Origin of the sequence: Streptomyces sp. NPDC059743 (assembly GCF_042732975.1) — a bacterium.
Taxonomy (GTDB): Bacteria; Actinomycetota; Actinomycetes; order Streptomycetales; family Streptomycetaceae; genus Streptomyces.
In genome coordinates, this window is the sequence record NZ_JBHWGS010000018.1 from 116,067 (window position 1) to 131,083 (window position 15,017).

Below are 15,017 nucleotides of genomic sequence, written 5' to 3' on the forward strand. Positions count from 1 at the left end.
GAGGGGCGCCGGTGCATGAGGGAGTACCTGGAGGAAGCCGGGGTGATGCTGCGTGATCTCCCGCACTGAGTCCCCCGGGTCCGCCTCGTCCGGCGATTCGCTGTGGCAGCACCGCGACTTCCGCCGGTACCTGACGGGACAGACCGCGAGCGTGGCCGGCAGCTCGATCACCCAGATGGCGCTGCCGGTGCTGGCCGTGCTGCACCTCCACGCGACGACCGCTGAGGTCGCTTGGCTGACGTTCTTGGGGCAGCTCCCGCCCGCGCTGCTCGCCCTGCACGCCGGCGCGCTTGCCGACCGCCACTCCAAACGCCGACAGATGATCACCGGTGATCTGGTCAGCGCTGCGGCGCTCGCCACCGTGCCGTTCTCGGCCGCGCTCGGCACCCTGACCCTCACCCAGCTCATGATCGTCGCTGTCGTCCAGGGGGCCGCGAGCGTCCTGCACGACGCTGCGGCGATCAGTCTCCTGCCCGCTCTCGTCGACCGGTCGTTGATCCAGCGGAGTAACAGCCGCGTCGGCGCGCTGTTCGCGGTCGCCGCGACCGGCGGAAGCAACCTCGGCGCCGCGTTGACCGCGGCGCTCGGCCCCGCCCGGGCGCTGCTCGGCGACGTCGCCTCCTACCTGATCAGCGCCGGCTGCACCGCCCGCATCCAGGCCACCGAACCCGTGCGCGCTCGCACCGACCGCGGCAGGCTGCGCGACGAGATCAGCGCGGGCTTGCGGTACGTGCGCTGCGAGCACCGACTGTGGACCCTGACTCTGATCAACGCCACGACGTCCTTCGCGCTGGGGCTGCTCAATACCCTGTGGGCGCTATACCTGTTGAGGACTCTGGAGATGAGCGCGACTGCCTTCGGCGTGGTCCTCGGCGTGGGCGCTCTGGGCGCGGCCGCAGGTGCGCTGGCCGCCCCCGCGCTCGTCCGCCGCTACGGCCCGGGGCCGATGATGACGACGGCGCTGGCGATCACCCCGCTGACGCAGATTCCGCTGCTGCTCGCCTCTCCAGGCCTTCGCTGGCAGATCACGATCGCGGCGGCGTTGTTCGTGCAGCTGGGTTGCGCCGGGGCCGCGGGCACCACCCAGCGGTCGATCCGTCAGATCATCACCACCCGAGGCATGCAGGCGCGGATGCAGGCGGTGAGCACCTGGCTGACGTCCGGTGCCCGCCCCGTGGCCGCGCTGCTCGCCGGCGGGCTGGGAACGTGGCTCGGGGTTCGGCCCGCCCTGACCGCCGGTACCTTCCTGCTGCTCGCGCCTCTGCTCGTCTTCACCAACTCCCCGCTGCGCGCGCTGCGGCAGATGCCGGACCCACCGACGCGGCCCGGCCCAGCCGCCCCGCCCGTGCAGTCGCCGCCCGCGCCCCGGACGGCGCCACCGGAGGAGCCCGCGGCCACGCAGCCGGAAGATGCCTGGCTCGACCGCTCGCACGGGGGCGATGCCCCGTGAAGGAGCTGCAGAACTCGCCAGAACCACCGCCCTGTGTGGCTTTCGCGCCGCTTGATCCCCTGGAGGGCGCCGTGCTGTCCGACCCCGCTGCACCGAGTGCCCTTCCTCTGCCGCGTCGGCCTGCCGATGACGTATCTCAGGTGACGGCCGCCCGGGCGGCGATGGTCGCCTGCCTTGAGGAAGAAGGGGTTCTCGCACCGGGCCTGATCCGCGACGCCCTCCTCGCGCTCCCCCGTGAAGTGCTGATGCCGCAGGCGTACGTCCGCCGCAGCGGGCCGGGCGAGGAGCCGCCACGGTGGGATCTGCTGGACTGGTCGGCGCCGCAGGACCGCTCCGAGCTGCTCGGGCTCCTGTACGGCGGAGGCAGTGTGCTCGTCCAGCACGACGGGGAGCCGCTGCTGGGCCGGGCGCGCGAGACGCGGTCGGGGGCGTCGATCACGTCGATGTCGACCGTGATGAGCCTGACCGCCTCACTGCTGGAGGAGCTGGATCTGCGCCCGGGGCTTCGGGTGCTGGATGTCGGAACAGGTGCGGGGGTGACCGCCGCGGTGGCCTGCCAGGTCTGCGGCGACCGGGGCGTGGCCACCCTCGACCGGGACCAGCACCTCATCGCCGCGGCCGCCGACCGCCTGGCCGATCTCGGTTTCCGCCCGCAGACGGTGTGCGGCTCGGGCGAACATGGCGTCCCAGGCCGGGAGTTCGACCGCATCTTCGTGTCGTACACGGTGGAGCGCGTACCGGCGGCCCTCGTCGAGCAGCTCGCGCCGGGGGGCACGTTGCTGGCGCACGTCAGTAGCGCGTCCCCGTCGTGGCCCGGCCTTGCCGTCGTGGAGCGCACCGCCGACGGGAAGGTCCAGGCGGATCTGCGGGCTGTGGAGTTCGCTCACCGGGCCGGGCACGGCATGGAGCGGATCTGGCTCACCGCGGAGTTCCGTCGGCGCATCGCCACCGATCCGGGCACCTGGACCCAGCGGAGCATGCTGGCGCCGCCGGCCGACACAGACCGGGGCCTGTGGCTGGCCGCCGATCACCTCCTCGGCGGACTGGTGCGTGACTTCGGCGCCGAGGATCTGACGATCGGCGCACCCGGCTGCGGCTCGTGGCTGCGCGTGCAGCCGGTGAGCCACAGCCGCTGGGACGTCACCACCCAGGGACCGCGCGACATCTGGAAAGAACTCCAGGACCTGGCCGCCCGGTGGCGTGCGGCCGGCAGCCCCAGCCGCTACCGCCTCCTGTTCGGGCCGGACGGCCGCCAGCGGGCCGTGTCGGCATGCGGGCGACTGTCCTGGCTGCTTCCCGCCCTCCGCCCGCTCGATGAAGGATCCGCCCCGTGAGCTATCCCGATGATCCCTTTCCCGCGCTGCCCGCAGAGCAGGCAGACCTGTTCGCCGCGGCCGCTGCGGGGTACGACCGCTACCGGCCCGGCGTGCCGGCCGAAGCGGCCGAGCTGCTGGCCGGCACTCTCCGCGACCTTCCTGATCCGACGCTGCTGGACCTGGGCACCGGCACGGGGCAGGTCCCCAAGGCCCTGCTCAAGGCTCTGCCCTCCCTTGCCCGTGTCGAAGGGGTCGACTGGAGCCGGCAGATGCTCGCCCAGGCCAGGGTCGCGCTCACGCCCCTGCTCGGCAGCTGCACCCTCAGCCTCGTCCAGACCTCGGCCGACGTCTATCAGCCCCTCGCACCGCTGCCCGGTGAGGAGTGGTGGACCCCGGACCTGATCACCTGCTGCCGGGCCTTTCACTGGATGAGCGGTCCGGACGTGCTGGCGATGGCGCACCGTGTCGCGGCACCGCAGGCCTCGCTGGCGATCATGGGAGATGGCAGCCTGTGGACCTACGAGGCGGACTGGACCCGGGCGCTGCGCCACCTGATCCAGCAGTATCTGGGGCCCGGGCGGCGCGCCGGCGCGATGGGCGACTATCCCCAGCCGATCCGGCCCTTCCAGGAGGAGCTCGCGGATTCGGCGTGGAGCGACGTGGCCGATCACCGCTTCCCCATCACGCGGTCCTGGACCCCGCAGAGGGTGCTCGGCTACCTGCGCACCACCTCCTTCGCCGGGGCCGACCTGTTCGCCGACCGGCACGCGGCGTTCGAGGAGGAGGCCCGGGCGCTGCTCGACGACCTGACGGACGGCGGAAGCCTGCTGGAGGAGAGCGTGTTCACGGTCCTGCTCGCGCGACGGCCGGCAGGTGCGCGATGAACGGCCGGCAGCGGCACACCGAGCCGGTGGACGTCCACCTGATCCTGCGCCGGGAGACCGCCGACGGGCCGCAGGTGCTGCTGTCGCGGCGGGCCGGCCCGGTCTACGCCGCGGGCCTGTGGCACCTTCCCTCCGGGCATCTGGACGGTCCGCACGAGGACGTCGTCACCGCCCTGGTGCGCGAGGCGCGGGAGGAGACCGGCGTCGTCATCGATCCGGCCGACGTGCGGGCTGCGGTGACCGTGCACCACCGAAGCCCCGGCGGGGTCAGCCGTACCGGTCACTTCTTCGAGGTCCGCCGGTGGCAGGGGGAGCCACGGATCGCGGAGCCGGACGTGTGCGATGCGATGGAATGGGCGCCCCTGGACGCGCTGCCCACCGGGATGGTGGCGTACTGCCGCGCCGGCCTGGACGCCTACACCGCCAGCGCGCGACTGGCCGTGCACTTCCAGATGCCCGGCGACGCCATCGCCTTCGACCCTGCGGCCGACCGGCTGCGCCTCGTCCCGAACGTGGCCGACGGGCCGGGCCCTGGCGGTCCCGAGGCGGCACTAGTGGAGTTCGCGGAGCGGGCGGTCGGCCGGATCACCCGATGGACGGACACGTCGTGGGCGCGGGAGAACAGCCGCGTCTGGCGCGCCGACGGCGCCCAGGGCGGCACCTGGTACGTGAAGGCGCACCAGAACCAGCGGTTCCACGGCCGGGAGGTGCGGGGGCTGCGGACGTGGGCGCCGGCGCTGGGCGCGGCCGCGCCCCGGCTGGTGGCCGCCGACAAGACATTGCGGGCTGTGGTGATCACTGCGGTGCCGGGCCGTCCCCTGCACGGCGTGGTCCTGGGCCCGGAGCGGGAGAAGGCGGTCTTCCGGCGGATCGGCGCGCTGGCCCGCCGCATCCATCAATCCGGTCCTGCCCGTCCCGCTCCGGCCGGCAGCGGTCCGGCGATCGCCAAGGCGGACCGGCATCTTGCGGCAGCGCGGGCTCATCTCAAGTTGGGCGACGAGGAGTTCGTCCGCGCCCTCATCGCGCAGGCCGACCGCCTGGAGCCACTGGAGTGGGTGGAGACCCACGGCGATTTCCAGCTCCGCAACATCCTCTACGACCCCGACATCCCCGCCGCCCCTGCCGAGGCGGAGGCCGGGCCTTTCCTGGCGGTGATCGACCTCGAGCGCAGTGAGCCGGGACCGGCCGTACGGGATCTGGTGCGCCTGTCCGACGCCTGGGCCGACCGCCCCGACCTCTTCGAGGCGTTCCGGGCCGGATACGGCAGAGCCCTGACCGCTGCCGAGGAAGCCCGGCTGGTCGTCGACGCCGCGCTCGACTCCGTGAGCGGGATCGCCTACGGCGCCGCCCACGGTGACCCCGAGCTTGTCGAGCGGGGACGTCGGACGCTGGCTCGGCTGCGCGCCGAGCATCGTGCGCCCCTCTCACCGACCAGAGACGCGAGGTGAACGCCGACATGGCGCCCACTGCCACACCCGGTCCGCAGGGCGATGCCGGGCGGCTGCCGGTCCGCGCGGCCACTCCCGCTGACGCCGAGGCCATCATCCGGATGCGCTCCCAGTACGTCCTGTCCGCGCCGATGACCGAGGAGTGGATCCGGCGGTGCACAGTCGAGCTGGGGCCACGGTTGGCGCCGGAGGGCGATGCGCGCGGCTTCGTCGTCGACGCCTCCGACGGGGTGATGGCGGCCTGCGCCCTCGGCCTGATCCACCCCGTGCTCCCGGCCCGGTCCTACCCCCGGGGCCTGGCCGCCCGCGTGCAACTGGTTGCCACACACCCGGACCACCGGCGCCGCGGCCATGCCCGGGCCGTCGTCTCCGCGCTCCTGGACCACCTGGCCGACGTTGAGGACGTCACGCTGTTCGAGCTGCACACCAGCGCGGAGGCCGCGCCCCTGTACCGGGAGTTCGGCTTCAGCGGCGACCCGGCGCTCATGCGGATGACCCGGCACAGCACATCCGCCGTCCCGCTTCCTGATGCGAGAGCGGATTCCTCGTGGGTGCCGCCGGAGCAGCACGCGCAGTCTCTGCCCAAGGCCGTCGCATTCGTCTGCCTCTACGTCACCGACGAGCATGACCGGCCGCTCCAGCTGCACTCCGTCTACTCCCCCGGCCACCCCTGGCACATGATCGGCGGCGCGATGGATCTGGGCGAGCGGCCCTGGGACGCGGTGGTGCGTGAGTGCCGGGAAGAGACCGGCATGACCGCCGCGGGCCCGCCTCGGCTGCTGGCCACCGTGTTCGGGCAGCCCCGGGCGCGGCGTCCGTACAGCACGCTCCAGCTCGTCTTCGACGGCGGACGCCTCACCGATGCCCAGATCCGCGCCCTCACCCTCAACCCGCGCGAGCACGACGAGGCCCGCGTACTACCCCTGACCGAATGGGAGCCACTGATGCCGGCCCACGATTTCGCACGGCTCCGCGCCGTGGAGGAAGCCCGCCGAACCGGCGTGGCCGCATACATGGACACCTGGGGGAACGCATGACCAGCAGCATCATCTTGATGTCCGACCGCCGGGTGGCTGCGATCCCTGTGAAGGAGTGCGGCGAGGACCTCGTCGACGTCCGCGCGCACGGCCTGAGGGTCGACGACCGCAAGCGCGACGCGGCCGGCGCCTGGGCCCACGTACGGCAAGGCGTCCTTGTCCGGCTGCTGCACGCCCAGTCGCTGCTGCCCACCGGAGTGCTGCTGCTCTTCGTCGAGGGCTTCCGGCCGCCAGCCCTGCAGCGGACGTACTTCGAGGAGTACGCCGCCGAGCTCGCACGCGCCCACCCGGACTGGCAAGCCGCCGAACTCCGGGATGCCACCAGCCGCTTCGTCTCGCCTCCGGAGATCGCGCCGCACTCCGCCGGCGCGGCCGTCGACGTGACGCTGATCGACCACGAGGGCCGCGAGCTGGACATGGGCACCCGCGTCAACGCCTCACCGGAGGAATCCGGTGGTGCCTGCTACACCAACGCCCCCGGCCTCAGCCTCCGGGCCCGAACGAACCGCGCCACCCTGAGCGGCGCATTGTCCGCAGCGGGCTTGATCAACTACGGCACGGAATGGTGGCACTACTCGGCCGGGGACCGGTACTGGGCGCTGCAGACCCGGCAGCCGGCCGCCCTCTACGGCCCCGTCGAACTGCCCTGACAACCCGCCACCCCACCTATCACGAACGAGGAGCGATCTGTGGGAATCACCCTGACCGACTGGTCCGCGCACTACAGCCAGGGGCGGGGGTTCCGTCGGCTCGGCGACGATGAGAAGAGGTTGATCGTCGAGCACGCGCCGGCGCCGGAGGGCGGCCGCGCGCTTGACGTCGGCTGCGGAACGGGCGAGATGTCCGTCTACCTCGCCTCGCTCGGGTACGAGGTGGACGCCGTCGATGCGGTGGACGCCGCGCTCGCGCGGGCCCGCACGGACCACCCCGACACCGCGGTGCGGTGGCTGCGCCTGGACATCGAACGCGACGACCCCGCCCCGCTGGACGACACCCTGTACGACCTGGTGGTCTTCCGCTTGTCCGTGGCCTTCGTGCACGACCGCACCCGCGTCCTGCATGCACTGGGGCGCCGGCTGCGCGAGGGCGGCACCGTACTGGTCGTCACCCCGCTGGCGGCGCACACCTCCGCCGAGAGGCGGCACATCGCACTGGACGAGGATGAGATCAGCGCCCTCACCTGCGGATGGACGAGCGTGCAGCGCATCGCCGTCGGCGACCTGGCGGCGCTGGTCCTGCGCGGGCCGTGCGCGGACACGGTCGCCACGGAACGATCTGTGCCGGCCACCGGCAACGCCGTTGCCGGGGCGCTGGCCGTCGTCACCGACGAGTACGGGCGTGTCCTGCTCGGCTGGTCCAAGCGCGGGATGTGGGAGCTCGCCGGAGGGAAGATCGACGGAGCCGAGTCGCTGGACGGAGCCGGGGTCCGCGAGCTCGCCGAGGAGACGGGTCTGCGCGCCACCGGTGCCACCGTGCTGGCCATCCTCACCGACGCCGCCCAGGGCGTCCCGCGGGTGACCGCCGTCATCCGGATCGCCAGCTTCACCGGCACCCTCACCACCGCGGAGCCGGAGAAGTTCACCCGCTGGGAATGGCACGACCCCCACGCCCTGGGATGCCTCGGCCCGCTTTTCACCCCGGCCGCGCAGGCTCTGGACGCCGTGTGGCCCGGCGTCATTTCCGGCCTGCCGCCGGTCCATACCTATCCGCACGCCACCGAACTGGCGCCGGTGACCGGGGAGCCGGCCGAAGCCGTCCGGCTACGCCGGCGCATGGCAGATTCCGTCATCGCGGGCGGCTGGGCGCCCTCGGCCGCTGTCCAAGAGGCGCTGCGCACGGTGCCGAGGCACCGGTTCGCACCGGAGACGGACCTCAAGACCGCGTACGACGACGACCTGGCCGTCGTCACCCGCCGGGACAAGAACGGCAAGGCGACCAGCTCGGTCAGCGCCGCCTGGCTCCAGGCCGACATGGCCGAGCAACTCCAGCTGAAGCCCGGGGCAACAGTCCTTGAGGTCGGCTCCGGCGGGTACAACGCGGAACTGCTCGCCCACGTCGTCGGACGGGCTGGACGGGTCGTCACGGTGGACGTCGATCCGTACGTGGTCCACCGCACACAGCGGCTGGGCGCGGAGGCCGGCAGCGGCCGTGTCACCGCCGTCCTCGGCGACGGTGGTCTCGGGGCACCTGGCCACGTCCCCGCCCTGGGGTTCGACGGGGTGATGATCACCCACAACGCGGCAGACATCGCACCGGCCTGGCGGGAACAACTCGCCCAGGGAGCACGGTTGGTGGTGCCGCTGGAGATGGGCGGCTACACCCGCTCCCTCACCCTGGTGCGGCGTGGCGACGTGCTGCACTGCGAGCACTGGACGTACTGCGGCTTCGTACGTGACCGCGGCGCCGCCGCGCGCTCCGCTCCCGCCGTCCGGCTGGCCGACGGCGAGGTCACCGTGCGGTGGGAGGACGGCGAGCCCGGTGACACCTCCGGGCTGGAGGAGGCGCTGCGCGGGCCCCGGCGCGAGGTCAGCACCGGCCTCGTGGTCCGGGGCACCTTCAATTTCGAGACCTTGCAGGTCTACGCCGCAACGACGCTGCCGGGGTTCTGCCGCCTGACCGCCCGGGAAGGGTCCGCGCTGGTCGCGCAGCAGGACGCGGCGGCGATGCTGTCGGACGGCTCCCTCGCCTACCTGACCTACCGCAAGGTCAAGGACGCCCCGGACCCGGCCGACCGCCTTACCGAGTTCTTCGTCCACGCCTACGGCCCGGCCGCCAGCGAGGTGGCGGAGCAGTTCGCCGGCTGCGTGCGCACCTGGGACCAGGTGGTGCGCGAGGGCGGCTACCCGCCGCTGACCGTCCACCCGGCCGGCACCCCCGACGAACAGCTGCCGGCCGGTGACGTGCTCGACAAGCCCTCCGCCAGGCTCATCTTCCAGTGGCCCGGCCGCGTTCCCGACGGGACGCAGGCCCTGCTCGCGGGCGGCGGTCAGCGGGCCTGACTCCGCCAAGCCGATCCCTGCGAGATCGGAGCCGCCACAGGCCGGTGGGCCGCCGGCCTCGTTCCTGGTGCGCGCGCACCCTTCGCTCACCGCGTACCTGACCGGGGAGGCGTTCCGCCCGTCCTTCCTGCTGCTGGTAGCCCGGCTCAGCCGCCTAGCGGCCATGTCCTGCCGCAATCATCCAGGAGGCAGCGTGCCGCCGCGGCGGGTGTCTGAGCCCTGGCATCAACCTGTTTCACTGCGAGAAAGGCGTTCCTCGTGCCACCACCCGCGCCCGAACTGAAATCACTGCTTGGGGTCTTCGCCCACCCCGACGACGAGAGCATCCTGGCCGGTGGCGTACTCGCGCAGCGCTCTGCCAGCGGTGCCCCCACGGGGGTCGTCACCGCGACCTGGGCCGCGGACAGCCCGCGGGCCGCCGAGCTCTCGGACGCCCTGGGCGTCCTGGGCGCAGGGGAGCCGAGGATGCTCGGGTTCGGCGACGCCCGCAACGAGTCGTCGGCGCCCGGACAGCTTCGGTGGTGCGACGTGGACCTGGACGAGGCTGTCGCTCAAGTGGTCGCGCACATCCGGCAGTTCCGGCCCTCCGTCGTAGTGACCCATGACGTGCTCGGCCAGCTCACCGGGCACCCGGACCACCGGCGCACCCATCAGGTGACGCTGCTCGCGGTGGAGGCCGCCGCTCTCCCTTCCCTCTACTCCGAGTCCGGTGAGCCGTGGCAGACCGGCGCCCTCTACGCGGCCACCCACCCCCGCTCCGGAATCGGTGACCTGGGCCCGCTCCTTCAAGGGGTGGGCAAGACGCTGCTGAGCGTGCCGGACGAGTACGCGACCGCCGCCGTGGACGTGACGCCGCAGCTCGATCAGAAGTGGGCCGCGATCTGCTCGCACCGCAGCCAACTCGAAGGCGAACGGCCACTGCCCGGAATTCTGTCGCGCCTTCCGCACGGGGCCCGGAATCGCATTCTGGCCACCGAGTACTACACCCGCATCGGACTTGGCCCTGCCCCGCACGGCTTGACGCGACTGACGGTCTGACCCACCGCATCCGCCGGACCGGCCTGCCCAGAGAACCCGCAACAGCCGGCTCCGCTCAAACCCACGATTCTTCTCGTTATCAAGGAAAACAGTTGCCGACCATATCTGGGCCCGCTTTGTGGCCTCACCAGCAAGAAGCAGTCGATGCCCTGGTGGAGGCGTTCGAGGGGGCGGAGCGCGCTACCGCAGTGATGGCGTGCGGCACGGGGAAAACCCGAACTGCTGCCGCGAGCGTCCGAGTCCTTGCGGACAGGTCGAACGTCAGGAGGGTCCTGGTCGTCGTGCCGTTCCTGGAGCTGATCACGCAGACGCTCAGAGAATGGCGAGAGGTCCTCGGGGACGCGGGGCTCGGCCGGGTCGTAGCCGTGTGCTCGGACAAGGAAGTCCTGCGCGACCACCAGCCCCAGCTTCGTGCACAGCGTGCCGTGGTGACCACCAGCGCCGCCGACCTCGCCCAGCTCACCGCCGGTCCGGGCCGCGTCACGGTCGCGACCACATACGCGAGCCTGCCCGTCGTCGCGGCAGCGCACGATGAGTTCCAACTGCCACTGTGGGACCTGATCATCCCGGACGAAGCTCATCGAAGTGCCGGCAGGGCCGACAAGGCGTCCGCCATGATCCACAGCAACGCCTTCATTCCGGCAGCCCGACGGCAGTACATGACCGCTACGCCGAAGATCTTCACCGGGTCGGGCGACGACACCATCAGCATGGACGACGAGAAGGTCTACGGTGAGGTCGCTTATCGTCTGGGGTTCTCACGCGCGATCTCCCTGGGGCTGTTAGCCAACTACCGCATCATCGTGCCCGTCGTGACGGATGAGCAGGTCCGTGCCGCGGCCAGTAGCCCGGACGGCGACTTCTACCAGAGCGGGCACTCCGCGATATCCCCGGCTGTGCTCGCCACACAGATCGCCATCCTCCGCGCGGCCCACGAGTTCGGGCTGCGCAGAATGATCACCTTCCACAATCGGGTCGTCGCAGCTCACTGGTTCGCCCGTACGCTGCCGCACGCCGTTGCCCACCTGGCCCCCGGGGTCCGCCCCGCCGACCTCTCGGTCGGTCACGTCCACGGTGAGCAGTCGCTGTCCGAACGGCAGAAGACCCTGACCCGGCTCCGATCCGAAGACGACTCGCTCGTTGTCATCACCAACGCGAAAGTCCTCGGCGAGGGCATCGACGTGCCGGCCGTGGACTCCATCGCCTTCATCGACAACCGCGGCTCGGCCATCGACTGCATTCAGGCAGTCGGGCGTGCCCTGCGGCGTGGCAGCCACCCCGGTCCCAAGACCGCGTCGGTCATCGTGCCCGTCCTGCTCAAGCCAGGTGAAGACCCGGAAGCCGCCCTGAGCACCTCCGCCTTCGCCCCGGTCTGGCAGATAGTCCGAGCCCTGTGCGCGCACGACGACGGACTCGGCGAGCGCCTCGCGCAGATGCGCCAGGACCTCGGAGCCCGCCCGACGAGCACGGACCGTGAAGACGACCTCCGTGGGACCCCCGGCGAACTCGCCGCCGACGACAAGGACCTCCTGGCGCTCCCGGACTGGCTGCGGATCACCGGCGTTCCCGTTCCCCCGGGATTCGCCAATGCCATCACGGTGCAGACCGTCCGCACCGCAACCAACTCCTGGCAGGAGTACTACGGCGCCGCCTCCGCCTATCAGCAGGTCTTCGGCAACACCGACATCCCATCCCACTGGGTCACGGCCGAGGGACTGAGGCTGGGAGCGTGGTGGACCAAACAACGCGTCGCATACAACACCGGTGAGCTGAGCGAGGAGCGCCAGGCGCTGCTGGAGAAACTCGGCATCGTCTGGGACCAGCTCAGCACAAGCTGGATGGTGACCTACCAGGAGGTGAAGCGCCTCGCGGCGGAGCAGGGCCACTTCGTGTTCGACGACAGCGTCCTCACCCCCCAAGGACTGGTTGTCCTCAACTGGTGTACGCAGCAACGGAGCCGACGGCGCGCGGGCAAGATCACTGAGCAGCGCACCGCGCTGCTGGATGCGATCAACTTCCCCTGGGACGGTGCGCAAGAACGCTGGATGCGCCGCTACCGCGACCTCAAGACCATCTACGACCGCCGCGGAAGCCTGCTCCGCCTTGCCGCCAGCACCCCGGAGGCAGTGTGGCTGGAGGGCCAGCGCGCCGCCCACCGGAACGGCCGGCTCGCACCGTGGCAGATCAAGCTGATGGAGGCGGTGGGCATCGACTTCACCAACCGGCGCGATGCCGCCTGGCGCAACACCTACGAGACGCTCAAAAGGTTCCACGCCGAAAAGGGCCACTGGGCCGTTCCCAGTGATCTCACCACCGTCGACGGCATGAAAGTCGGCCTGTGGATGAGGACACAGCGGGTCAGCAGAAGAGCCGGCACCCTGCTCGCAGAGCAGGAGACCCTGCTCAACGAGATCGGATTTCCGTGGGATCCCATCCAGGAACGCTGGGATAGCCGATACGCCGAGCTGGAAGGGTTTCACGCCGCCCACGGCCACCTCGATGTTCCCCCCGGCTCGCTGAAAAACTGGCTCTACCAGCAGCGCAAGAAGCACGGGAAAGGAAAACTTCCTTCAGACGCACAACAACGTCTCTCCGCGATCGATCCGCTCTGGTACGAGAAGACACAGGCGCCATCGTGACCCGCGATTGGACGCGACCGGAGTGGAGGTCCCGTCGTCCGGCTCGGCGACGCCATCAGACAAAATCATCTTGAGCCCTGGCGCCGCCGCAACGTCGGCACCAACCCCACAGGGACACGCCGGCGCGCACGCCAGGGTGAGTTCGCCAGCCGCCTACGCCTGCGCCCGGTCGTCAGGCGACCGTCAGCGGTACCTGTTTGGTCATGGCCCGGTTGACTCGGGGGTCGCGCCCGGCGACGTAGGAGGGGCAGGGCATGTAACCGGTGCGATGGTAGAGGGCCAGGGCGGCGCGGTTGCGCCGTCCGGTCTCCAGCATGATCCGCGTTGCGCCGCGGCTGGTGGCGTACCGTTCGAGGTTTTCGAGGAGGCACCGCCCGATGCCGCGGCCGCGAGCATCTCCGGAGACATACATCCGTTTGACTTCCGCAGTGTGCTCGTCGCGGAGGCGTACGCCTCCGCATCCGACCGCATCGTTGCCTACGTGGGCGATGAGGAACAGGCCCGCTGGCGGGGCGAAGTCCGTCTCGGGAGTGGTCTCCGGGTCGTCGGCGAAGCCGTACAAGCCGAGTTGCTCGGCGCGCAGGGCCTGGGTGAGGCGGCGGGCGTCCGGGTGATCGTATGGCGTCGCGGTCACCCTATGCGTCAGAGGACGCATCGCGGTCGGGGCGTCGGGGCGTTGGGCAAGAAGGACATGACGCCGATGGTGCCCGTCGGCGGCGGTGAGCACACGGGACATGGCTGGCGTGCATCCAGGCGCCGGGCGGAGCGGTGGATCCAGCGCAGACGAAGAACCGTCCTCTTCCTTCTCACTGCACAAAGTGCGCTTCAGCCGACGGAGCTGCTCTGGGTGTCCGGGACCTGAGGCAACCAGTGCACGGAATTGTCGCGGAAAGACTGGTTGACGGGGACGAGATCGTCACCGGTGGTGTCGTCCAGGGCCGTGACGACGATGCCGAGCTCGGGGATGTCGCTGTCGATCCCCGCGAGACGGCTGCCGCAGTTCGAGCAGAAGCCGCGCTGAGCCTCCCCCTCGAACGTGGTGAACCAGGTCGGCTCGACTCCGGCAGTCCAGGTGACCTCCTCGGGTGCGAAGCCGGCCCACCACATCATCGGCCCACCGCCGAGTTTCTGGCAGTGCGGGCAGCTACACGTATGCGGGTAGATGGCCTTGCCCCTGACAGTGAAGCGGATCCGCCCACACAGACATCCGCCGGAGCGCTCCTGAGCAGACGCGGCGACTTCGGAGGTGGTGTTCATCAGTTCATCTCCCGCTAGATGTACATAAGTTGGGCCACGGAGTCTGTCATGGCTCCGCGAACACCAGGAACTCGCCACAGGTCGATCCCGAGTATTTACTCTCAGGACCTGGCGAGGCCGACGGCCGCCGTACGGGCAAGGCACGCTCCGGTGGCGCGGGGCGAATCAGGCCACGGACCCGAGCGGCCGCCTGCACGTACCAGTCCGGGCCGACGTCTGCCTCAGCTGTTGACCGGGCGGCTCGCAACGTACGAAGCCGGTCATTCAGAGGCGTGAGGGCCCCTCACGTCCAGGGGCCCTCCGCAGAACAGACTCAGATTCGCTCGAGCGATCCCTGGCGTCGCGGCGACAGCTCGGGAGCGCCCTACGAAGAACGCTCTATGCGAACTGGGACGTTGAAGTACTCCCCCAGCGCAAGTCGTGCCAGGACAGACTGCTTTAGCTTGTGCCGCTTCGCGGTCTGCTTCAAAGTTGGGATCCACTTCGTGGACACCGAGTACTGAAGCCGAGTGTTGGCTGGCTCGATCTTCTTAGGCCGGCCCGGGCCACGTTCGATCACCTTGAGACCTGGGAACAAGCCACCTTCTCGGACGGGACCCCGCGCCTCAGCGATGAGCTCGGGCAGCCGATCGGCGCATTCCGCCACCGCGGTAAGGACGATCGTCTCCGCAGACTTCCCAGTCTGCTGCATCTGCTTGACCTTTGCTGCGATCGTGGACGGTACGTAGGTCTGCAGCGTCACCTTCCCTGTGGCGGAGTCGAACGCATCATCATCCTCGCCCCAGTCATCGTCCTCAGCATCAGCTTCCTCGGCGGCGAGACGCTCCTCCTCCGCCTTCTTCCGATCAGCCTCTTCGGCGGCGAGACGCTCCTCCTCCGCCTTCTTCCGATCAGCTTCCTCGGCGGCGAGACGCTCCTCCTCCGCCTTCTTCCGATCAGCTTCCTCGGC

The 15,017-nt window shown here is 70.6% G+C and carries 11 protein-coding genes and 1 pseudogene; 9 read left to right on the top strand and 3 right to left on the bottom strand.

Annotated elements, in window-relative coordinates:
* Positions 1 to 52: 52 nt before the first annotated feature.
* The 9 genes from ACFV6H_RS29370 (at position 53) to ACFV6H_RS29410 (ending at position 12,811) form a co-directional block, all read left to right on the top strand.
* On the top strand, positions 53 to 1,450 hold the full coding sequence (locus tag ACFV6H_RS29370; protein WP_385548074.1) for an MFS transporter: 1,398 nt from the start codon (positions 53 to 55) through the stop codon (positions 1,448 to 1,450).
* Positions 1,451 to 1,590: 140 nt separating this feature from the next.
* The gene (locus ACFV6H_RS29375) at positions 1,591 to 2,784 is read left to right on the top strand and encodes a protein-L-isoaspartate O-methyltransferase (protein ID WP_385548077.1); all 1,194 of its coding nucleotides are present in this window, start codon (positions 1,591 to 1,593) and stop codon (positions 2,782 to 2,784) included.
* Positions 2,781 to 3,650: a class I SAM-dependent methyltransferase gene (locus ACFV6H_RS29380; RefSeq protein WP_385548080.1), complete on the top strand. Its 870-nt coding sequence runs from the start codon at positions 2,781 to 2,783 to the stop codon at positions 3,648 to 3,650. The genes ACFV6H_RS29375 and ACFV6H_RS29380 overlap by 4 nt, the downstream gene beginning before the upstream one ends.
* On the top strand, positions 3,647 to 5,098 hold the full coding sequence (locus ACFV6H_RS29385) for a phosphotransferase (RefSeq protein ID WP_385548083.1): 1,452 nt from the start codon (positions 3,647 to 3,649) through the stop codon (positions 5,096 to 5,098). The genes ACFV6H_RS29380 and ACFV6H_RS29385 overlap by 4 nt, the downstream gene beginning before the upstream one ends.
* An 8-nt stretch (positions 5,099 to 5,106) precedes the next feature.
* On the top strand, positions 5,107 to 6,135 hold the full coding sequence (locus ACFV6H_RS29390) for a GNAT family N-acetyltransferase (protein ID WP_385548086.1): 1,029 nt from the start codon (positions 5,107 to 5,109) through the stop codon (positions 6,133 to 6,135).
* A complete protein-coding gene (locus tag ACFV6H_RS29395) occupies positions 6,132 to 6,785 on the top strand; it encodes a M15 family metallopeptidase (RefSeq protein WP_385548089.1) in 654 nt (217 codons plus the stop codon). Before ACFV6H_RS29390 ends, ACFV6H_RS29395 begins: the two co-directional genes overlap by 4 nt.
* Before the next feature lie 39 nt (positions 6,786 to 6,824).
* Positions 6,825 to 9,134 (top strand): methyltransferase, FxLD system, encoded by a 2,310-nt coding sequence (gene fxlM / locus ACFV6H_RS29400; RefSeq protein WP_385548092.1) that lies wholly within the window; start codon positions 6,825 to 6,827, stop codon positions 9,132 to 9,134.
* 258 nt (positions 9,135 to 9,392) lie between these two features.
* Positions 9,393 to 10,172, top strand: coding sequence for a PIG-L deacetylase family protein (locus ACFV6H_RS29405; protein ID WP_385548095.1), 780 nt, complete (start codon positions 9,393 to 9,395; stop codon positions 10,170 to 10,172).
* Positions 10,173 to 10,288: 116 nt separating this feature from the next.
* Complete coding sequence (locus tag ACFV6H_RS29410) at positions 10,289 to 12,811, top strand: Helicase associated domain protein (protein WP_385548257.1); 2,523 nt, start codon at positions 10,289 to 10,291, stop codon at positions 12,809 to 12,811.
* Between the two features lie 172 nt (positions 12,812 to 12,983).
* Here ACFV6H_RS29410 and ACFV6H_RS29415 read toward each other — a convergent pair whose 3' ends face one another.
* The 3 genes and pseudogenes from ACFV6H_RS29415 to ACFV6H_RS29425 all read right to left on the bottom strand — a co-directional run.
* Entirely contained in the window at positions 12,984 to 13,547 is a 564-nt protein-coding gene (locus ACFV6H_RS29415) for a GNAT family N-acetyltransferase (protein WP_385548098.1), read from the bottom strand.
* Between the two features lie 89 nt (positions 13,548 to 13,636).
* Positions 13,637 to 14,068, bottom strand: a complete 432-nt coding sequence (locus ACFV6H_RS29420) for a GFA family protein (RefSeq protein WP_385548101.1) — start codon at positions 14,066 to 14,068, stop codon at positions 13,637 to 13,639.
* Between the two features lie 364 nt (positions 14,069 to 14,432).
* Positions 14,433 to 15,017, bottom strand: a pseudogene (locus ACFV6H_RS29425) (hypothetical protein); the annotation flags it as partial.